This window comes from Nocardia sp. IFM 10818 (genome assembly GCF_054655275.1).
Window position 1 is genome coordinate 7,617,661 of sequence record NZ_BAAHJH010000001.1, and the last position, 23,091, is coordinate 7,640,751.

The following is a 23,091-nucleotide window of genomic DNA, read 5'->3' on the forward strand; positions in this document are numbered from 1 at the left end:
CGCATCGCACACCGCGCGGAAGGCCGCGGCCGTCTCGGCCGGGAAGGCTTCACCTGCCACGAAAACCTGGCGCAGCGAATCCAATTCGCCCGGCTGCGCGTGAGTGGCGAAGACCGCGAGCATGGACGGCACGAAATCGGTGAGCGTGACACCGTGCCGGGCCACGGTTTCGGCGAGATAGCGGGCGTCTCGGTGCCCGTCCGGATCGGCCAGCACCAGGGTGCCCCCGGCCCGCCATGGCAGAAAGTAGCCCCACAGCGAGACGTCGAAAGTCGTGACTGTCTTCTGCAGGTACACATCTCGCACGCCGATCCCGTATTCGGCCTGCATCCACGCCATTTGGTTGGCGATGGCGCGATGGCTGACGGCAACGCCCTTGGGCCTGCCGGTCGAGCCGGAGGTGAACAGCACGTAGGCGGGATGGTCCGGGTGCAGGGCGGCGAGCCGCTCGCGGTCGGTGATCTTGCGTTCGGAGTATTCGGCGAGCTCGAGCAGGTCCAGCAGGTACAGCGGCAGCCGCGAGTCCTCCGGCAGCGTGAAACCGTCGGCGGCGGTGGTGAGCACCAGTTCCGGGCGCGCGGTATCGAGAATATGGCCGATGCGCTCGGCCGGATGCGCGGGATCCACGGGCACATACGCGCCACCGGCCCGCAGGACGGCGTACATGGCGACCACCAGCTCCACCGAACGCGTCATGGCCAGCACGACCAGTGATTCCGGGCCCACACCGGAGTCGATGAGTGCGCGGGCCACGCGATTGATGCGCGCATCCAGCTCGGCGTAGGTGAACTCGTCCGTGCCCGAGATCAGGGCGCGCGCCTTGGGGGTGCGCTGGGCCTGGGCGTCGAAACCGGCGTGCAGGAACGCATCCGGCACCTTGTGACCGGTCGCGTTCCAGGAATCGACGACGTAGTCGAGTTCCCCGGCGTCCAGCAGTTCGATATCGCCGACCGGGCGATCGGCGGCGGCGGTGGCGGCGGTCAGCAGGCGAGTGAACTTGGCGGCGAACTCGTCCACCGTGGCGGCGTCGAACAGTTCGGTGGCGTAGGTGAATTCGGCGCGATATCCACCGGCGCGCTCGGAGATGGTGAGCTGTAGATCGAATTTGGCGAAGCCCGGATCGAAATCGACCGGCTCCACCTCGACTCCCGGCAGCTCCGGCAGGGTGACGCCGAGGTTCTGCATGAACAGCGCCACCTGGAACAGTGGATGCCGATTGCGGGCGCGGACCGGATTGAGCACCTCGACCAGGCGCTCGAACGGCACCTCACGATGGGCGAAGGCCCGCAGATCGCGCTCCCGCACCGCGGAAACCAGCTCGGCGAAGGACAATTCGCCGCGCACCTCGGTGCGCAGCACCAGGGTGTTGACGAACATGCCGATGAGATCGTCCAGAGCCCGTTCACCGCGACCCGCCACCGCGGTGCCGATGGCGACGTCGGTGGTGCCGGACAACCGCGCCAGCAAGGCCGCGAGCGCGGCGTGCAGCACCATGAACGGTGTCGCTCTGCACCGCGCGGCAAGTTGGTCGATCGCGGCGCGCAGTGCCGGATCGATATCGAATTCGACAGTGGCCCCGCGATATCCGGACACCGCCGGCCGGGGTCGGTCGGCGGGCACCTCCAGCTGCGCGGGCAGCCCGTCGAGTTCGGCGGTCCAGAAGGCGAGCTCGCGGGCGGCCAGGGCCTCCGGATCGGATTCCGCGCCGAGCCGCTCCCGCTGCCACAGGGTGTAGTCGGCGTACTGGACATGCAGTGCCGCCCATCCGGGCCGCTCCCCCGCCCGGCGGGCCGTGTATGCCGTGGCCAGGTCGCGCACCAGCGGATTCATGGAGACGCCGTCGGCGGCGATGTGATGCACCACCAGCACCAGCGTGTGGTCATCGGGGTCTGTGCGGAACAGCCGGATGCGGAGCGGAATCTGTTCGGCGATATCGAAACCCTGACCGGCCAGCGCCTCGATGGCGGGACGCACAGCGGTCCCGGCGATATCGACCGGATCCAGATCGAGCTCGACAGCGGCGCGCACGACCTGCACCGGCCCGTCCGGAGTCTGCGGATAGCAGGTGCGCAGCACCTCGTGCCGAGCCGTCAGATCACCGATCGCGGCGGCCAGCGCGGCGACGTCGAGCTCCCCGCGCAGCCGGAGCGCGACGGCCACATTGTCCACCGCCGCCGCATCGAATCCGGCCGCGGCGGACTCGGATTCGGTGTGGGCCAGGCGGTTGAGGAACCACATGCGCTGCTGGGCGGGCGACAGCGGCAACCGCTCCGGCCGGGGCTGCGCTCGCAGGGCGGGTACCGAGCCGGTGGTTTCCGCGAGCGCGGCCAGCGCCGCCGCGGTCGGCCGATCGAAGAAGTCGCGCACGTCGACGGTGATCCGCAGGGCCTCGACCACCCGGGCGATCGCACGGGTCGCAATGAGCGAATTGCCGCCCAAGGCGAAGAAATCGTCGTCCGCGCCGACCCGCTCCACCCCGAGCAGATCGGCGAAAACCGCCGCCACCGCGCGCTCGGCAGTGCTTTCGGGTTCCCGGTAGGCGGTCGCGCTCTCGGCGAATTCCGGCTCCGGCAGGGCCTTGCGATCCAGCTTGCCATTGGGGTTCAACGGCATTTCGGCCAGCGGCACCAGCAGTGACGGCACCATGTACTCGGGCAACCGCTCCCGCGCCGTCGCGAGCACGGCGGCGGCGTCCAGCTCGCCGGCGGGCGCCACATAGCCCACCAGGTGATCACCGGCGGGACCGTGCCACAGCAGCACCGCGGCCTGCGCGACCCGATCGTGGCGCAGCAGCGCCGCCTCCACCTCGCCCAGCTCGATCCGCAATCCCCGCAGCTTGACCTGGAAATCACTGCGCCCCAGGTATTCCAGCTCGGCCGGACCGCCATCGACCCCCGGCGTCCAGCGCACCAGGTCACCCGTGCGATACATCCGATCACCGGGCGCGCCTTCGGGATTGGCGACGAATCGCTCCGCCGTGAGCGCCGCGCGCGCCACATACCCGCGCGCCAATTGCACACCCGCCAGATACAGCTCACCGACCACGCCCACCGGCACCGGCCGCAGATGCTCGTCCAGCACCAGCAGTTCGGTATCGTCCGCGGCCGCGCCGATCGGCACCTGATCGGTATCGGCGCCGGTGACCTCGTGCGCGGTCACGTCGACCGCGGCCTCGGTGGGGCCGTACAGATTGTGCAGCGTCGCACCGCTCACATCGCGGAAGGCCGCCGCGGTGGCGGCGGGCAGCGCCTCACCGGAGGCGAACACCACGCGCAGCGCGTCCGGCACGCCGTCGCGCGCTGCGGCCACGAAGACCGCCAGCATGGACGGCACGAAATGCGCGACGGTAATGCCGTACTCGCTCATGGCGCGCAGCAGGTACGCCGGATCGCGATGGCCTTCCGGCTCGGCGATCACCAGCCGCGCGCCGACCTGCAAGGGCCAGAAGAACTCCCACACCGAGACATCGAAGGTGAACGGGGTCTTCTGCAGGACGGCATCATCCTCGTGCAGCCGGTACATGCGCTGCCGCCAGCGCAGATTCGCCACAATGGCGCGGTGCGAGACCGCGACGCCCTTGGGACGGCCGGTGGAGCCCGAGGTGAAGATGACGTAGGCGATATTGTCCGATAACGGTTGCGGCGCATAGAGATCCGCAGGCGTCGCGAGCCCGTCGCCGGAACTTTCGGAAACCGGTGCGGCAGACTCGAACTCGTCGATGCGCAGGACCGGCACCGCGGCATCGAATTCCGGCTGATCGGCGGTGGTGGTGAGCACCAGCGCCGGGGCGGCCACCGACAGCACATAGGACAACCGCTCGGCCGGATGATCCGGATCCAGCGGCACGTACGCGCCGCCCGCCTTGAGGATGGCGTACATGCCGACCAGCAATTCGACCGATCGCCGAACGGCCAGGCCCACCAGCACATCCGGGCCCACACCCGAGGACGCCAGCCGGCGCGCCAGCCGATCCGCCCGGGCGTCCAACTCGGCATAGGTCAGGCTCTCGTCACGGAACTGCACCGCCACCGCGTCCGGGGTGCGGCGCACCTGCTCCTCGAACAGCGTGGCCAGCGTCTCCACCGGCGCCAGCCGCGGGGTCAGCACCCCGGCCGCCGCCCCGACGGCATCGTCGAGCAGTTCCGCCAGCACCCGCGCCAGCGCGCCCTCCTCCCCCTCCATGAGCGCGGGCAGCGCACCCGACACCACCACTTGAACGAGCGCCTCGGGTTCCAGCGCACCGCCCATGGCCTCGGTCAGCACCTCCAGCTCCGTGGCGAGCGCCGCGTAGCACACGGCGGCGTCCGCGTGCCGCACCGCAATGCGCTCCGGTTCCAGCGCCGCCACCGTTTCGATCAAGAGCGGCAGATCCGCGATTCCATACGCGCTGCGTAGCGCCGCATTGTTTCCGTACCTGCCGAGGGCGACCGACTCCGCATTGGACATCAGAGGGCTCCTTCCGATTCGAGATCAGATCGAAGGACCACCGCCTGCGCCTCGCCGGACAGCGTGCGCAGGACTTCGGACAGGCCGCCCGCACCCAGGGCGGCCAGAATGCCGGGCACCAAACCGGCCAATGCGACATTCACCAGTGCTTCCGGTTTCGCCGCCGCGCCCATGGCCCGGGCAACGGTGGCGATCTTGGTGGCGAGATCGCGGTAACTGACGATGTGATCGCCGTGCCGGACGGCGATCGCATCGGGGGTGAGCTCCGCCGCGGCGGCAATGAGCGCCGGGAGCTCGGCCGGGGCGGCGTCGGCGGCGCCACCGGTCGCGGACCGTGCCGGGCCGGACTGCTCGGCCGCGGTACGAATATCGATGGCGCGCACCGTGATCGCCGGATCGGCGGCCACCGTCTCGAGCACCCGCACCAGTCGCTCCGCACAGCGGCGCACGGTGGCGGCGTCGAAAATATCGGTGGCATAGTCGAATTGCATGCGCAATCCGGTGACGCGCCCGTTTTCGCCGTACTGCTCGACGGCGGTGAGCTGCAGATCGAACTTGGCCTCGGCCGGCCGAGGCTCCAGCACCTCGACCGCGAGACCGGGCAGCGCGATCCTGCCGCCCGGCATGTTCTGGTAGGTGAACAGCACCTGGAACAGCGGTGTGTGCGCGCTGGACCGGGGACGGCCGGAATCGGATAGCACGGCCTCCACCACGCGCTCGAACGGCACGTCGGCGTGCGCGAACGCGGTCAGATCGCGGTCACGGACCTGCCGCAGCAGGTCGTGGAACGGTGCCCGTGCGTCGATATCCGTGCGCAGCACCACCGTGTTCACGAACATGCCGATCATGTCGTCCAGCGCCCGATCACCGCGACCGGCGACCGGGGTGCCGACGGCGATGTCGTACAGGCCCGACAGCTTCGAGAGCAGGACGGCGAAACCGGCGTGCAGCAGACCGAACAGCGTGGTCTCGTGCGCGCGGGCCACCGCGACCAGGCTCGCGGTGAGCTCGACGCCGATCTCGAAATCGACTGTCGCACCGCGCATATCCCGCCGTGCCGGGCGTGGACGATCAGTGGGCAGCGGCAAGTGCTCAGGGACACCGGCCAATTCGGTGGTCCAGAACGCCAGCTGCCGAGACAGCAGACTCTGCGAATCGCCGTCGTCGCCCAGCACGTGCCGCTGCCAGTCGCTGTAATCGGCGTACTGAATCGGCAGCGGCGCCCAGGCGGGCGCGGCGCCGCGCACTCGGCTGGTGTAGGCGTGTACCAGGTCCCGCGTCATGGGTCCGACCGAGTAACCGTCCGCCGCGATGTGGTGCAGGACCACGACCAGCACATGCGCCTCGGCACCATCGGCCAGCAGCCGCACCCGCACCGGCGGCTCGGCGGTGACATCGAATCCGGCGGAGACGATGTCGGCGATCCGCTGCTCGATATCCCGGCCGTCGTCCGGGACCGGCGTGAGATCGAGCCGGAGTTCGCTCACCGGAAGCACCTGCTGCACCGGCTCGTCGTTCACTTCCGGGAATCGGGTCCGCAGAATGTCGTGGCGGCCCAGCACATCCAGCAATGCGGCGTGCAAAGCGCCCCGGTCCAGCGCGCCCGTCAGGCGAATCGCGGCGGGCACGTTATAGGCCGCCGAATCCGGATGCAACCGGTTGACCACCCACATCCGCTGCTGCGCCAGCGACAGCGTCGCGGGCCCGGTTGCCTTGCGGCGCACCGGAGCCGGGCGCGCATCCCGCGCATCGGTGTCGGCCAACCGTTCGGCCAGCCCCGCCACGGTCGGCGCTTCGAAGACAGCCGCCACCGGCACGTGCACGCCCAGATCCGCGCCCAGCCGGGCGACAAGCCTCGTCGCCATGAGCGAATTGCCGCCCAGGGCGAAGAAGTCGGAATCCAACCCCGGAGCATCGGCCAATTCGGCGACTTCGGCGAACGCCGCCGCCACGAGCCGCTCCAGCCGCGTTACCGGTTCCCGGTGCATCGCTGCGGCAAACACAGGCTCGGGCAGCCGCGGGCGATCTACCTTGCCATTGGCATTGAGCGGCAACGCATCCAGCACCACGATGACAGCCGGAACCATGTACTGCGGCAGACCCGCGACCAGCGCAGCGCGCAATTCCGCGGCGACCTCGTCGTAGCGCTCCGGTTCGGCGTCCGGCACCACCGCATAGGCGACCAGCCGAGTGCCCGCAGCGCCGGTGCGAGCCACGGCGACGGCCGCCGTCACACCCTCCTGCCGGCGCAGCACGGTCTCGATCTCACCGAGCTCGATGCGATGCCCACCGACCTTCACCTGGAAGTCGGCGCGCTCCAGGTATTCCAGGCTGCCGTCCGCGCGCCAGCGCACGATATCGCCGGTGCGATACATGCGGCCGTCGCCTTCCGCTCCGGCGGTGTAGAAGGGATCGGCGACAAACCTTTCGGCGGTGCGGACCGGATGGGCATGGTACCCACGGGCCAACTGCGCGCCGGAAAGGTACAGCTCGCCAGGAACACCCACCGGTACCGGTTGCAAGCGAGCATCGAGGACGTAACACCGACTGTTCCACGCGGGGGTGCCGATCGCCACCGTATGCGCGGGCGGTTGCCGCACCTCGTATGCGGTAATGGACACCGCGGCCTCGGTCGGCCCGTACAGATTGAAAAGCCTTGCCGTGGAACCACTCCCAGACGGATGCTCATCGAGAAACTCCGTCGCGGTGGCGGCGGGCAGCGCCTCACCGATGGTCAGCACCGCCCGCACCGAGGCGGGCAGCGGCCCTGCGGTCAGCAACATGCCGAGCAGCGAGGGAACCGGCTGCAGCACCGTGACGCCGTACGCGCTCATGAGCTCGCGCAGCCGGTCCGGATCACGCTCGTCACCGGGCGCGGTGATCACCAGCCCGCCGCCGGTAACCAGCGACGACCAGAACTCCCACACCGACAGATCGAAGGTAGCGGGCGTCTTGAGCAGCGCCCGATCCGCCGGACCCAGCCCGAACGTGGTCCGCAGCCAATGCAATTGGTTGACGATGGCGGAATGCGGAACCGCGACGCCCTTCGGCGTACCGGTCGATCCCGAGGTGAAGATGACGTAAGCCGGATGAGCCGCCCGCAAGGGGCGCACCCGCTCGCCATCGGCGATCGGCGCACCCGAATACCCCGTCAGGTCGAGCTCGTCGACCCGCAACACCTCCCCCGCCGTGGCCTCGAACCCGTCTCGGCTCGTGGTCAGCACGCAGACCGGCGCGGCCGTCTCGAGCACGTACGCAATCCGGTCGGCGGGATGATCCGGATCGATCGGCACATACGCCCCACCGGCCTTGACCACCGCGTACATCGCAACAACCAGCTCGACGGACCGCCGCATGGCCAGCGCCACGGTCCGCTCCGGTCCGACTCCGCCCGCAATGAGATGCCGCGCCAGCCGGTTCACCCGGGCATCGAATTCGGCGTAGGTCAAAACCTCGCCGCGCGCCGCTTCGTCGCCCCCGCGGCTGCGCACCGCTTCGTCACCTCGGCGGCCGCTCGCCCCTGCGTCATCCCGGCGGCGGGTCACCCCTTCGTCATCCCGGCGTGCTTGTGGCCGGGATCCACCGTGAGATTCCGGCCGAGAGCCCGCCGGAATGACGAGGGCAGAGCCATCCGAGCCGACGAGATCGGGGCCGTCCGGTATGACGAGGGCGGCGGCAGCCGGTGTGCTCGCGACCTGGGCGTCCACCAGGTCCGCGAGGGTATGGCCGGGGACCGGGTGGGTGGTGTCGTTCCACTCGAGCAGCACCCGGTGTCGCAACTCCCGGCCCAGCAGATCGATTGCGCCGATCCGGATCTCCGGTTCGGCGGCAATGGCTTCCAGCACGCGTCGCAGCGCGTCGGCGAACCGGGTCGCGGTCGCGGCGGTGAACAGGTCGGTGGCGTAGCGGAGGGTGAGGTCGACGCCGGTGGGGGCTCCGGTGTCGGCGTAGTGGTCGACCGCGAACAGGTGCAGGTCGAATTGGGCTGTGTCGTTGTCGAATTCGATGTCGGAGATGTCCAGGCCGGGCAGGCGCAGTGTGGCGCGCTCGTGGTTCTGGAAGGAGAGGCCGACCTGGAACAGCGGGTGGCGGGCGGTGGAGCGCGCCGGGTTGAGGACCTCGACCAGGCGTTCGAACGGGACGTCGGCGTGGGCGAAGGCGGCGATATCGGCGGTGCGGACACGGTCGAGCAGGTTCGTGAACGGTTCGGCGGGGTCGATGCCGGTGCGGAGCACCAGTGTGTTGACGAACATGCCGATGAGGTCGTCGAGGGCGGCTTCGCCGCGGCCTGCTATCGGGGTGCCGACTGCGATATCGGCGCTACCCGAGAGGCGGGCCAGCAGTGCCGCGAAGGCCGCGTGCACCACCATGAACAGCGTTGCGCCCTGGCGACGGCCGACCTCCGCAAGACGGGCGTGCAGTTCCGCGTCGATCGAGAAGTCGACGTGGGTGCCGCGCAGGCTCTGCCGGGCGGGGCGCGGGTAGTCGGAGGGTAGGTCCAGCTGTTCCGGCAGCCCGGCGAGGGTCTTTCGCCAGTACGCAATCTGCTGTGCGGCAACGGATTCGGCATCGTCTTCGGAACCCAGCAATGTTCGCTGCCAGAGGGCGTAGTCCGCGTACTGCGCCGTCAGCGGCGACCAGAACGGCGCTACGCCCGCCAGCCGTGCGCCGTAGGCGTGCACCAGATCGCGGATGAAGGGCACGATCGAGGATCCGTCCGCCGAAATATGGTGCAGCGCACCGGCGAAGACGTGCTCGATCGACTCGGCGTCGGCGATGCGGAACAGTCGCAGCCGCACCGGAACCTCGGTGGTGACATCGAAACCGGCGCCGACCAGATCCAGCATCCGCTGTGGCAGTTCGGCTTCGGTGATATCCACCGGGGACAGCGGCTGCACGGCCTGCCCGGCGGGCAGGATCACCTGCGCCGGGCCGTCGGCCGTCTCTGGGTAGACGGTGCGCAGGGTCTCGTGTCGTTCGATCACATCCGCGACCGCGGCCCGCAAAGCCTCCACATCCAGCGCACCGGAGGCCGAGCGAAGCCGCAGTGCGAGGGGAATGGTGTACGCGGTGGAGGTGCGGTCGAAGCGGTTGAGGAACCACATGCGTTGCTGGGCAGGCGAGAGCGGCAGCCGGTCGGGACGCTCACCTGCGACCAACGGCGTGCGCGCCGCGGTCTCCGCGCCGTTTCCGATGCGCGCCGCGAGCTCACTCACCCGGGAGGATTCGAACAGCACCCGCACCCCGACGGTGGCGCCGAGCACCCCGCCGATCCGGGCGACCGCCTTGGCCGCCAGCAGCGAACTGCCGCCGAGGGCGAAGAAGTCGTCGTCCGAGCCGACCCGGTCCAAGCCGAGCAGTTCCGCGAAGACGCCCGCCACGATCTCCTCGGCCAAGGTGGCGGGCCGCCGGTAGACGGCGGTTTCGAACACCGGGTCCGGAAGTGCCGCGCGATCGAGCTTTCCATTGACGGTCAAAGGGATTCGGTCCAGCGGCACGAGCGCGGCGGGCACCATGTGCTCGGGCAGCCGCCGCGCCACCGCCTGCCGCAGCGCGGCGGTCTCGACATCGTCCGCGGCCACGACGTAGCCGACGATCCGGTCCTCGTCCACGGCCGCGTCCCGGCGCACCGCGACCGCGGCCTGCCGTACGCCCGGCTGCTCCAGCAGCGCCTGCTCGATCTCACCGAGTTCCACCCGGAAACCGCGCAGGTTCACCTGCTGATCGGCGCGGCCGAGGTATTCCAGCTCGCCGTCCGCGGTCCAGCGCGCCAGATCACCCGAGCGGTAGGCCCGCGATCCGGCCGGGCCGTACGGGTCGGCCACGAAGCGACCCGCCGACAGTGCGGGGCGAGCGAAGTAGCCGCGCGCCAATTGCCCGCCGGAGACATAGATTTCGCCGGGGACCCCGACCGGCACCGGCCGCAGCCGGGAATCCAGCAGTCGCAGGGTCAGGCCCGCGAGCGCACCGCCGATGGCGCTGGCCGAGCCGTCCGCCGGCCCGACGAGCCGGTACGACGCGTGCACCGTGGTCTCGGTGATGCCGTACATGTTCACCAGCACCGGGCGTTCCGGACGCCGGGCGAACCAGCCGCGCAACCGATTCGGCTCCAGCGCCTCACCGCCGAAAACGACGAACCGCAGCGCCAGCTCCGGCTCCGAATCCGCGACGGCGGTAATGAGCTGATAGAACGCCGACGGGGTCTGATTCAGCACCGTAACCCGCTCGGCGGCCAGCAATTCCAGGAACTGCTGCGGTGACCGCGAGGTGAAGTAGTCGACCACCACGATGCGCCCGCCGTACAGCAGCGCGCCCCACAACTCCCACACCGAGAAGTCGAAGGCATAGGAGTGGAACAGCGTCCACACATCCGACGGGCCGAAGCCGAATTCGCGGTGCGTATTGTCCAGCAGCCGAATCACATTGCCGTGCGGCACCATGACGCCCTTCGGGCGGCCGGTGGACCCGGAGGTGTAGATGACATACGCGGTGTGCTCCGGCCGCAGCGCGCTGCGCCGATCGGAATCGGTGATCGGGGCGCAGGAAAAGCCGGACAGCTCAGCGATATCCAGATCGATGATCGGTCCGCCGAACCAGCCCGCGGGCAGCTGCGCGGCGGCGCTGGTGACGGCGCACACCGGGCGCGCATCGTCCAGTACGTATTCGATGCGGTCGGCCGGGTAGTTCGGATCGATCGGCAGGTAGCCGCTCCCGGACTTGAGCACCGCCAGCAGCGCCACCACCACATCGGCGGTCCGCGGCAGCGCCACGCACACCAGCGCCTCCGGTCCCGCGCCGGCCGCGATGAGGCGGCGCGCCAGCCGGTTGGAACGGGCATCGAGCTCCGCGTAGGTCAGGGTGGTCTCCCCCGCCCGGACCGCCACGGCGTCCGGATCGATGCGGGCGGCAGCCGCGAAACGCGCTGTGATGGTGACGTTTTCGGCGATATCCACACCGCCGGACGGCCACTCGTAGAGCCCGCGCCGCTGCTCCTCCGCGCTCAGCAGCTGAATATCGCCGACCGCGACCGTGCGGTCGGCGGCCACCGCCGCCAGCACCTGCTCGAACCGCCGCGCCAGCACCGCAATGCTGCCCGCATCGAAAAGATCCCGGGCATAGGTGATTTCGATATCCATGCCACCGGCGCGGCCATCCGCGCCGACGGTCTCGGTGACGGTGAACTGCAGATCGAACGTGGCCACGCCCGCATCGATCTGCTCCGGCCGAATCCGCAGGCCGGGCAGTTCGAGGGCGGGCAGCGGGAAATTCTGGAAGGTCAGGGCCACCTGGAACAGCGGATGCCGATGCTGCGATCGCGCCGGGGCGAGCACCTCCACCAACCGCTCGAACGGCGCCTCCGCATGCGACAGCGCGGCGATATCGTCCTCCCGCACCGCGTCCAGGACGGTGTCGAAACCGGCCCGCGGATCCACCTCGGTGCGCAGCACCAGGGTGTTCACGAACATGCCGACCAGATCGTCGAGGGCCCGCTCACCACGCCCGGCGACCGGAGTGCCGATGGCGATATCGGTCTTGCCCGACAGGCGGGACAACAGCACCGCGAGCGCCGCATGGACCGTGCTGAACAGGGTGGTGTCCTGTTTACGCGCCAGCTCGGCGAGTTCGCCGTGCAGGTCGGAGTCCACCGCGAGCCGATGGGTGCCGCCGCGATGCGAGGACACCGCCGGGCGCGGGCGATCGGCGGGCAGGTCCAACTGCTCGGGCAGACCGGCCAGCCGGTCCCGCCAGTACGCCAGCTGACGGTGCGCCACCGCCTCCGGATCGTCGTCCGCGCCCAGGATTTCGGCCTGCCACAGCGTGTAATCGGCGTACTGCACGGGCAGCGGCTCCCAGTCCGGTGCCCGACCGGCGTGCCGGGCTGTATAGGCGGTCATCAGATCGCGAGCCAGCGGGCCGAGCGAATAGCCGTCGGCGCCGATGTGATGCAGCACCAGGACCAGCGCGTGCTCGGTCGGCGAGACCGTGAAAAGTGCCGCCCGCAGCGGTGTCTCGACGGTCAGGTCGAAGGCTTCGCCCGCGGCGGCGGCCAGCCGTGCGGGCAGGTCCGAGGCCGCGATCGGCTCGGCCGTCAGCGCCGGAACATGCTCGGCAGCAGGAAGAATCACCTGTTCCGGTCCGTCCGGACCATCCGGATGGACGGTGCGCAACGTCTCGTGCCGCGCCACCAGATCCGCCAGCGCCGCCCGCAGCGCCACCTCGTCCAGATTCCCGGAGAAGCGGATGACCAGCGGAATATTGTCGGCGGCCGCACCGGGCCCGGCGTTGTCCTCCGTGGCCCAGTATCGGTTGAGGAACCATATGCGCCGCTGCGCCGGAGCCAGCGGAATCCGTTGCGGGCGTGGATTCGTGGCCCGCAGCGGCACTCGCCCGCCCGCACCCGTCAGCGCGTGCGCGAAAGCCGCCAGCGCCGCTACGGTGCGGGCCTCGAAGAGGGCGCGCACCGGTAGGTCACAGTCGAGGGCCGCTCCGAGGCGCGCGGCCGCGCGGGCCGCCAGCAGCGAACTGCCGCCGAGTGCGAAGAAGTCGTCATCCAGCCCCACGCGCGAGACGCCGAGGAGTTCGGCGTACACCTCGGCCACCGCGATCTCGGCCGCGGTGCCGGGCGCTCGATAGGCCACCGTCTCGAAGACGGGTGCGGGCAGCGCCGCCCGATCGAGTTTGCCATTGACGGTCAAGGGGATTCGCTCGACCAGCACCATCGCGGCGGGCACCATGTGCTCCGGCAATCGGCCGGTCAGGGCCTGCCGCAGCGCCGCGGTATCGGGTGCGGCGTCCGGTTCCGCCGGAACCACGTACCCGACTATCCGGTCCTCGTCCACTCGATCGTCGCGCCGCACCACCACCGCGGCCTCCCGCACGGCGGGCTCCGCCAGCAGCGCCGCCTCGATCTCGCCGAGTTCGATGCGGAATCCGCGCAGGTTCACCTGCTGATCGGCGCGGCCCAGATATTCCAGCTCGCCGCCCGCGGTCCAGCGCGCCAGATCGCCGGAACGATAGGCGAGCGATCCGGCGGGCCCGTGCGGATCGGCCACGAACCGGCTCGCCGACAAGGCCGGACGCGCGAGATAGCCGCGCGCGAGCTGACCACCGGAGACATAGATCTCGCCGGGCACGCCGACCGGAACCGGCCGCAGCCGCGCATCCAGCACGCGCACGGTCAGACCCGGCAGCGGGCCGCCGATGACACTGGCCGCGCCCGTGCCGGGCGTAATGCTCCGATACGACACGTGCACCGTGGTCTCGGTGATGCCGTACATGTTCACCAGCGCCGGAGCCTGCGGATGCCGGGCGAACCAGCCGCGCAACCGCTGCGGTTCGAGCGCCTCCCCGCCGAAGATCACGTACCGCAGCGCGAGCTCGCCGTCCTCCTCGGCATCGGCGGCGATGAGCTGATAGAAGGCCGATGGCGTCTGATTGAGCACGGTCACCCGCTCGGCCGCGAGCAGTTCCCGGAACTGCCGTGGAGAGCGCGAGGTCAAGTAGTCGACCACCACCACGCGGCCGCCGTACAGCAGCGCGCCCCACAACTCCCACACCGAGAAGTCGAAGGCATAGGAGTGGAACAGCGTCCACACATCCGAGGCGCCGAAACCGAAGTGCTCGTGCGTATTGTCCAGCAGCCGGATCACATTGCGGTGCGGGATGACCACGCCCTTGGGGCGGCCGGTCGAACCGGAGGTGTAGATGACATAGGCGGTATGCGCCGGATCGAGCGGCGTCCCCCGGTCCCGATCGGTGATCGGTCCGTCCGGATATCCCCCCAGATCCACGGTGTCCAGATCGATGACGGTCCCGTCGAACCACCCCGCGGGCAACTGTGCCGCGGCATTGGTAATGGCGCACACCGGGCGCGCGTCGCCGAGGACGTACTCGATCCGGTCCGCCGGATAGTTCGGATCGATGGGCAGATATCCGCCACCGGCCTGCACGACCGCCAGCAAGGCGACCACCAGTTCGGCGGAGCGCGGAAGTGCCACGGCCACCAGCGATTCCGGGCCGACCCCGACCGCGATGAGTCGGCGGGCCAGCCGGTTGGCGCGCGCGCCGAGCTCGGCGTAGGTCAGCGTGACATCCCCCGCGCGCACCGCGATCGCCTGTGGATCGATCCCCGCGGCCCTAGCGAAACGCGCTGCGACAGTTGTGTTCTCGGCAATGTCGGCGCCGGTGACCGGCCACTCGTGCAGTACCCGCCGCCGCTCCCCGGCGGTGAGCACCTCGATATCGTCGACGGCGATCGCCGGGTCGGCCGTCACGGCCCGCAACACCCGCTCGAACCGCTCCGCCAGCATCGCAATGGTCTCGGCATCGAAAAGATCGGTGGCATAGGTGAATACCGCGTCGAGCGCGGCGGTATCCCCCGCCGCGCCGGGGCGCTCACGCACCGACAGCTGCAGATCGAACTTCGCCGTGTGAGTATCGATATCCAGTCGCGATACCGCCAGGCCATCCAGCTCGAGCTCGGCCTGCGCCGTGTTCTGGAAGTCCAGCACCACCTGGAACAACGGATGCAGTCCGGGCGACCGCACCGGCGCCAGCGCCTCCACCAGCCGCTCGAACGGCACATCCGCCTGCGCGAACGCCCGTAGATCCGCCTCCCGCACCGCCGCCACCAGGGCGGCGAACGACCGTCGCGGCATTACCCCGGTGCGCAGCACGAGGGTGTTCACGAACATCCCGACCAGCCCGTCGAGGGCCTGCTCCCCCCGGCCCGCGACCGGCGTTCCGATCGAAATATCATGCTGCCCCGAGAGTTTCGCGAGCAGGGCGGCGAAGGCGGCGTGCACCACCATGAACAGCGAGGCCTGGTTGCGCTCCGCGAGCTCCAGCAGACCCCGGTGCAGCGACGCGTCGAGGGTGAAGCCGTGGACCGCGCCCCGCCCGGACACGGAAGCCGGCCGCGGCCGATCCGCCGGCAAGGGCAATTCCGGTGCCAGTCCGGCCAATTCGTCGCGCCAGAACCCGAGCTGGCGGGAAAGCAGCGACTCTGGATCCTCAGCACTGCCCAGCAACTCCCGCTGCCACAGCGTGTAATCCGTGTACTGCACCGGCAGCGGCTCCCACCGCGGGGCGGCCCCGGCCCGGCGCGCCGCGTACGCGTTCATGAGATCCCGGGTCAGCGGCGCGATGGACCAGCCGTCCGCCGCGATGTGATGCACCGCGAAGACCAGGACGTGCTCCTCGCCGCTACGGTCGTCCGCGGCCGCCACGCGCAGCAGGGCCAGCCGCAGCGGCACCTCCTCGCTCACCGCGAAGGGCCGTGCGGCAAGAGCTCGAATGCGCTCATCGAGCGCGTCCGCGCCGATGTCCTCCGGGATCAGATCGAGCCCGGCCGCGGCGACCGGCAGGACGCGCTGGTAGCCGATGCCGTCCACGGCCGGGTACACGGTGCGCAGCGCCTCGTGCCGCTGCACCACATCGGTGAACGCGGCGGCCAGGGCGGCATGGTCGAGCGGACCGGTGAGCCGGATGGCTGCCACCAGATTGTCCGCCACCGAGGCGCTGTCGAAACGATTGAGGAACCACATGCGCTGCTGCGCGTAGGACAGCGGCACCGGATCCGGTCGCCGGTCCGCCCGCACCCGGGCCACCAGCGGTTTGCGGTACTCGGCCGCACCGCGCCGCAGGCGATCGGCCAGTCCGGCCACCGTCGGATATTCGAAGAGGGCGCGCACCGGCACCTCGGCTGCCAGGACGTCCGCGAGCCGCGCCGAGATCTGCGTCGCCACCAGGGAATTGCCGCCCAGGGCGAAGAAGTCGTCGTCGAGGCCGACCCGGCCCACGCCGAGCACCTCCGCGAAGACCCGTGCGACCGCGCGCTCGGCGCGCGTGGCCGGGGCGCGGAAGGCGCGGGCGCGCAATTCCGGTTCGGGCAAGGCCTTGCGGTCCAGCTTGCCGGAGGCGGTGAGGGGCATACGCTCCAGGCGCACGTAGGCGGTGGGCGCCATGTACGACGGGAGGGCCGCGCGCACCCGGTCGCCGAGGACGTCGGTGAGCTCCGCCTCGGGCAGATCGGTGACGACGTAGGCGACCAGGAGTTCACCGCTGTGGTGCTTGTGCACGGTCACGGCGGCGGCGCGCACATCGGCCGCGGCGGTCAGCGCGGCCTCGATATCGCCGAGTTCGATGCGCTGACCGCGCAGTTTCACCTGGAAGTCACTGCGGCCCAGGTATTCCAGCACGCCGCCGCGGGTGCGACGCACCAGATCACCGGTGCGATACATGCGCGAACCATCCGGTCCGTACGGATTCGCGACAAAGCGCTCGGCGGAGAGATCAGCGCGGCCGTGATAGCCGCGCGCCAGCTGCACGCCGGACAGATACAGCTCGCCGATCACGGTGTCGGGCACCGGCTGTAGCCGCTCGTCCAGCACGAACACCTGATTGCCCGCGACCGGGCGGCCGATCGGCACCGGGCCGATGCCATCCGGATCGACCGGTGCATGGGTGGCGTGCACGGTGAATTCCGTGGGCCCGTACAAATTGTGCAATTCGGCCGCGCTCACCGTCGCGAACGCGGCGGCGGCCTCGCTCGTCATGGCCTCACCGGCAACGAGCACCGTGCGCAGCGAAGCGAGTTCGTCCGCACGCGCCGCGCCGGCGAACACCGTCAGCATGGACGGGACGAACGAGGTCATGGTCACCCCGTACAGCGCAATGGTCTCCGCCAGATAGGCGGTATCGCGGTGTCCGTCGTGCTCGGCCACCACCAGGCGGCCGCCGCGGCACAGCGGGGCGAACAGCTCCCAGACCGAGACGTCGAAGGTGGCGGGCGTCTTGAACAGCACCACCTCGTCGCGATCGATCCCGTATTCGGCGGCAATCCAGTCGATCTGGTTGGCGACCGAACAATGGCGCACCGCAACGCCTTTGGGGCGTCCGGTGGATCCGGACGTGAAGATCACGTAGGCCAGCGCGTCCGGATGCAGCGGGCCGCCGCGTTCGTCGTCGGCGACCGGATCGGCGGCAAAGCCGGACAGTTCGGCGGTATCCACCGCGACCACGCGAATGCGCTCGCCGTCGCCGTCCGCGTCCGCCTGCCAGCCGTCGGCCGAGGTGGTCAAAATGCATACCGGCTGGGCGGTTTCAATAACGTGCCGGAGCCGGGCGGCGGGCTGATCCGGATCGACCGGGACATACGCCCCGCCCGCGGTGAGCGTCGCATACGCCGCGAGGACGAACTCCGTCGACCGGCGCATACCCAGCACCACCAGGGTGTCCGGGCCGACCCCGAGCGAAACGAGCAGCCGCGCAAGCCGGTTGACGTGCGCGGACATCTCCCCGTAGGTGAGCAGCCAGGGGCCGTCGATCATGGCCACCGCGCCGGGCGCGCGCCGCACCTGCTCCTCGAAGGCGGAGACCACGGTGCGCGCAGCCGTCGTGCGCCCCGCGAGTGCCGGAGCCACCGGGAGCGCCGGAGCCGCACCGGATTCCAGGACCCGGCGGCGCTCGCCGGCGGTCAGCAGCGGCAGTTCGGCAACCGGGGTTTGCGGGGCGGTGACGACGGCGTCGAGCAAACGCACGAACCAGGCGGCGTACTCGGCGATGGTGGCGCGGGAGAACAGATCCAGTGCGAAGCTGAACTCCGCCTGGATCCCCGCCGGTGCCGGACCTTCCCCGGGACCGGCACCGGCGAAGCTTTCGGTGACCGCGACCGAGAGGTCGAACTTGGTCACTCCGGTGTCCAGCGTACCTGCCGTGGCAAGCAATCCGGGCAGTTCGACACCGATATTCCCCGCGCCGGTAAAGGCGAGCATGACCTGGAACACCGGGTGACGGGCCTGTGACCGGGCCGGATTCAGTACTTCGACGAGTTGCTCGAACGGTGCGTCGGCATGTGCGAAGGCAGCGAGGTCGGCCTCCCGTACCTGTGCCAGCAACCGGCTGAACGGCGCCCGCGCATCGACCCGGGTGCGCAGCGGCAGCGTATTGACGAACATACCGATCAGTTCGTCCAATTCGCGCACACCCCGGCCGCCCACCGGCGTCCCGATCACCACATCAGCGGAACCCGACAATCGCGACAGCAGCACCGCCAATACCGCATGCACCAGCATGAATGTCGAAACACCTTGCGCCCGTGCGGTATCCGCTATCCGCGCATGCAATTCCGCAGAAATCTGGAGCGTGTGCACCCCGCCGCGCCCACTGGCCACCGGCGGCCGCGGCCGATCCGCCGGCAGATCGATCTGCTCCGGCGCCCCGAACAGCGCATCGGTCCAGAACTCCAGCTGCCGCGCCAGCAATGACTCCGGATCCTCCGCCGCCCCCAGTCTCTCCCGTTGCCACAGCGCATAATCCGCATACTGCACCGGCAACCCCGCCCACCCCGGCTCCCGCCCATCCCGCCGCGCCCCGTACGCCTTCCCCAGATCCCGCGCCAGCACCGGCAGCGATAGCCCGTCCGCCGCTATGTGATGCAACACAACCGCCAGCGCATACTCGTCATCGCCGAGCTGAAACAGCCTGGCGCGGAACGGAATCTCGGTCTCCAGATCGAACCCCGCCGCCGCGAACTCCCGCAGCTCGCCCTCCAGCGCCGCAGCCATCAGCGCGGCAGTGCCGTCCGCCACCCGCGCGGCGGAATCATCCCGCACGGCGGACGAGTCAGCGACGCAGTGGAAGGATGTCGGCAGTACGGACGCCGGTGGCTCGCTGCCGCTCAGCAATGTCGCTGCGGCGCTGAGCGATTCCACCGGACCGAGCGGGGAAACCTCGTCCGGGCGCAGAATGCGCTGGCGGGCGGTGCCGTCGGCGGACTGCGGGAAGACGGTGCGCAGCACCTCGTGGCGGGCGAGCACGTCCGTCAGGGCGGCGCGGAGCGCGTCGACTTCGAGTGCGCCGCGCAGGCGCAGCACGAACGGCATGTTGTAGCCGGCGCTGGAGCGTTCGAAGCGGTTCAGGAACCAGATGCGCTGCTGAGCCGGTGAGAGCGGCAGCACCTCCGGACGCGGCCGGATCTCCAGGGCCGGGCCGGTTCCGGCGTCCTCGTCGAGAAGGCGATCGCCGATGGACGCGGCCAGTTCGGCCACCGTGGTGGCGGCGAACAGCTCCCGCACACCGAGGCGGCAGCCCAGTTCCGCGCCGAGCCGGGCCGCGACCTGGGTGGCGATGAGGCTGTTGCCGCCCAGGGCGAAGAAGTCGTCGTCGAGGCCGATCCCATCGCGCTGCAGCACCTCGCCGAAGATGCGCGCCACGGCCCGCTCGACCACCGACTCCGGCTCCCGGTATTCCACCGCCACGCGCTGCGGCGCGGGCAACGCGGACCGATCCAGCTTGCCGGAAGCATTGAGCGGCAAGGCTTCCAGCAGGACATACGCCGACGGCACCATATAGGCGGGCAGCGCGGCGGCGGCCGCGGACCGCAGCCGGGCCGCGTCCAGCACAGCGGCCGTCGAATCCGGTATCGCGGTGTCTTGCGCTGCGGCGGCCTCGGCGGCGCGCGCGGTACCGTCCGGCACGGCGGGCACGACGTAGGCGACCAACTGGTCCTCGCGCACCACCACGACGGTCCGGCGCACGCCCTCGACCGCGCTCAGCACCGCCTCGATCTCGCCGAGTTCGATTCGCAGACCGCGAAGTTTCACCTGGAAGTCGGTGCGGTCGAGGTAGAGCAGTTCGCCTGTCGCGCTCCAGCAGACCAGGTCGCCGGTGCGGTACATCGTCGCACCCGGACGCCCGTGGCCCTCGGCGCCGGCGAACGGGTCGGCGACGAAGCGCTCCGCCGTCAGCGACGGGCGCGCCACATAGCCCCGGGCGAGCTGAACCCCCGACAGATACAGCTCACCCGGGGTCCCTATGGGAACCGGCCGCAGACGTGAATCGAGCACGTACAGCCGGGTGTTGGACACCGGTGCGCCGATCGGCACAGCCGCGATATCCAAGTCGGTGACCTCGTGGAAGGTGACGTCGACCGCCGCCTCCGTAGGACCGTACAGATTGTGCAGGGCGGCGCGGGTCAGCGCCCGCAACCGCTGCGCGGTGGCCGCGGGCAGCACCTCACCCGAGGCGAAGACCATCCGCAAAGCCATAGTTTCCATGGCTTTCGCGGCGGCGAGCTCATCGGCGAAGATCGACAGCATGGACGGTACGAAATGAGCGACCGTCACACCCGCGCGCGCCATGAGGTCCGCCAGGTACACAGGGTCGCGATGGCCCTCCGGCGTGGCCAGCACCAGCCGCGCCCCGACCTGCAAGGGCCAGAAGAACTCCCACACCGAGACGTCGAACGTGGACGGAGTCTTCTGCAGCACGACATCGTCCGAGGTCAGCCGGTATTCCTCCTGCATCCACCGCAGCCGGTTCACAATGGCCGCGTGGCTGACGGCCACACCCTTCGGCCGGCCGGTCGAACCGGACGTGAAGATCACGTACGCGGTATTCGCCGGGCGCAGCGGAGCGATCCGCTCGGCATCCCCGACCGGCGCCCCCGAGTAGCCCGACAAATCGAGCTCATCGACACACAGCACCGCACGATGCGAATCGGCCTCGAAAAGACCACGGGTGGTCAGCACGCAGACCGGGCGCGCGGTCGCCGTGATGTGCGCGGTGCGCTCGGCCGGATGATCGGGATCCAGCGGCACATACGCCGCCCCGGCGGCCTGCACCGCATAGATCGCCACCACCAGCTCGGGCGATCTCGGCAGATGCAGCGCGACCAGGTCCTCCGGCCCGATGCCGAGCGAAATCAGGTGGCGGGCAAGCCGATTCACGCGCTCGGACAGCTCCGCATAGGTGAATTCACACCCGCTGTCCGGGCTGCACAGCGCCGCCCGCTCCGGGGTGCGCACCGCCTGCTCGGCGAACATCGACACCAGCGTTCCGGCGCCGAGCTCCCGCCGGGTGTCGTTCCAGATCCGCAGGCTCACCTCGCGTTCCAGCTCGGTGGTGGCCCGCACCCCGGCCAGCGGCGTGCCCGGATCGGCCGCGAGCAACCGATCCAGAAAACCCACGAAACGGGCGTGGTGCCGGGCGATATCGTCGCCGCCGTACAGATTCGGATTGGCCTCCAGTTCGAGCACCACCTGCTCGGGGCCCGCGTAATACAGCTGCAGGCTCAGGTCTTCGACCGGCCCGGTGGTGAGCACGTGATAGCGGGCCTGCGCATCGGCCAGCGGCAGGCTGAGATCGAACAGCATGATGTTGACCAGCGGGCCGAACAGGGCCCGCCGGGTCTGCTGTCCGGCGCGATCGGCGTCGCGGCGAATGTCCTCGTGCCGGTAGCGCTGATGCCGCAGCGCGGCGGACAGTTCGGCGCCGGTCGCGGCCAGCAGCTCACCCCAGGTGAGGTCCGCGCCCACCGCGATGCGCAGCGGCACGATATTGGAGAGCATGCCCGCCGAGCGCCGCGTCAGCGCATCCGTGCGCGCGGTCACCGGCAGGCTGAGTACCACCTCGTCGCGATCGGTGAGCCGGGCCAGGTAACCGGCGAATGCCGCCAGCACCACCGTCGCCACCTTCGAATTCCCCTCGGCGGCAACCGCTTTCAATCGGTCCAGCAGTCGCTGCGGCAGCTGCCGCCCGAACCGCAGATTGGCCGGCGCGGCCCCGGCGACCCGCCGCACCAGGCTGGTGGCCTCCAGTCCGCGCACCCGCTCGGCCCAGTATTCGCGATCCTCGGCGAAGCGCGCGCTGTCGCGATACTCCCGCTCGGCCGCCACCAGTTCCCGCATGCTCCCGGGCGTGATGCCCGAAGGCGGCGTGCCGCGCATCCACGCGTTGTAGAGCTCGGCAATGCGCATGGTGTTGGTGAGCGCACCATAGCCGTCCAGCATCAGATGGTGGGTGCGCAGGTACCAGAACCAGCGCCGCTCGCCGACCCGCAGCACCGCGCCCGCGAAATGACGATCCCGCAGCAGGTCCACCGGCGCGGTGTAGTCGGCGCGCATCCAGTCCTGTGCGGCGGCAACCGGATCGGCGGCCGCGCGCAGATCGATCAGCGGAATCCGGACCGGCTGAGCCAGGTCCAGGAGCTGCCGCGGCCGGCCGTCGCATTCCACCAGCCGCATCTGCACGGCCTCGAATTCGCACAGCGCGTCCAGGTGCGCCCGCTCCAGCACCTCCGGGTCGAGGTCGCCGCGCACGTCCAGATACTGCGCGACATTGATGGGCACCTCCGGTTCCAGCAGCTGGGCGTACCAGAGCCCCAGCTGGGCCGGTGTGAGCGGCAACGCTCCATCGGTATCATGGTGCGGCCGTTGATCTTTCGCCCGGTCACCCACGCCGCCCGGTCCCATCCCACCCAACTCCGTACCTCGCACCAGAGCCTCCCTAGAACTCGCGAAATGCTTTGTGGCCGAACGCTTCAGGGCACGGCGAAATAGACCTGGGGTACCGCTTGCCACGGCCGCCAGGTCGCGGAATACCGCACCGCCCTGGGTGATTCGACGAAGGCGCGAGCGTCCGCACCGACGCCGCGCGTGATCCGACTACTGCTGGAACCGGCCGGTTTTGTTCGGTGTAAACCGACCGGGATGCGGGTGCCTCCGGGTCATCCGCATCGAGGATGTCCTGCTGTGGTTCGCCTCCAACTCGACCGACGAACGCGGCTGCCGGGCCGCGCTGTCACTTGCATTACATGGATGCCCTCCATGTATCGCGAAGACTAGGCGGTCGGTGAATAAAACG

2 protein-coding genes (1 of these 2 only partly in view) are annotated in these 23,091 nt (G+C 69.9%); both read right to left on the reverse strand.

Annotated features, from left to right (window positions below):
* Positions 1-4,446, reverse strand: the start of a protein-coding gene (locus ACYQ5L_RS35235; RefSeq protein ID WP_459962531.1) for a non-ribosomal peptide synthase/polyketide synthase. The gene continues 21,186 nt to the left of window position 1, outside the view; the window shows 4,446 of its 25,632 coding nt (coding positions 1-4,446); it begins with the start codon at positions 4,444-4,446; its stop codon lies beyond the left edge, outside the window.
* Positions 4,446-22,724, reverse strand: coding sequence for a non-ribosomal peptide synthase/polyketide synthase (locus ACYQ5L_RS35240; protein ID WP_459962532.1), 18,279 nt, complete (start codon positions 22,722-22,724; stop codon positions 4,446-4,448). The genes ACYQ5L_RS35235 and ACYQ5L_RS35240 overlap by 1 nt, the downstream gene beginning before the upstream one ends.
* Positions 22,725-23,091 lie beyond the last annotated feature (367 nt).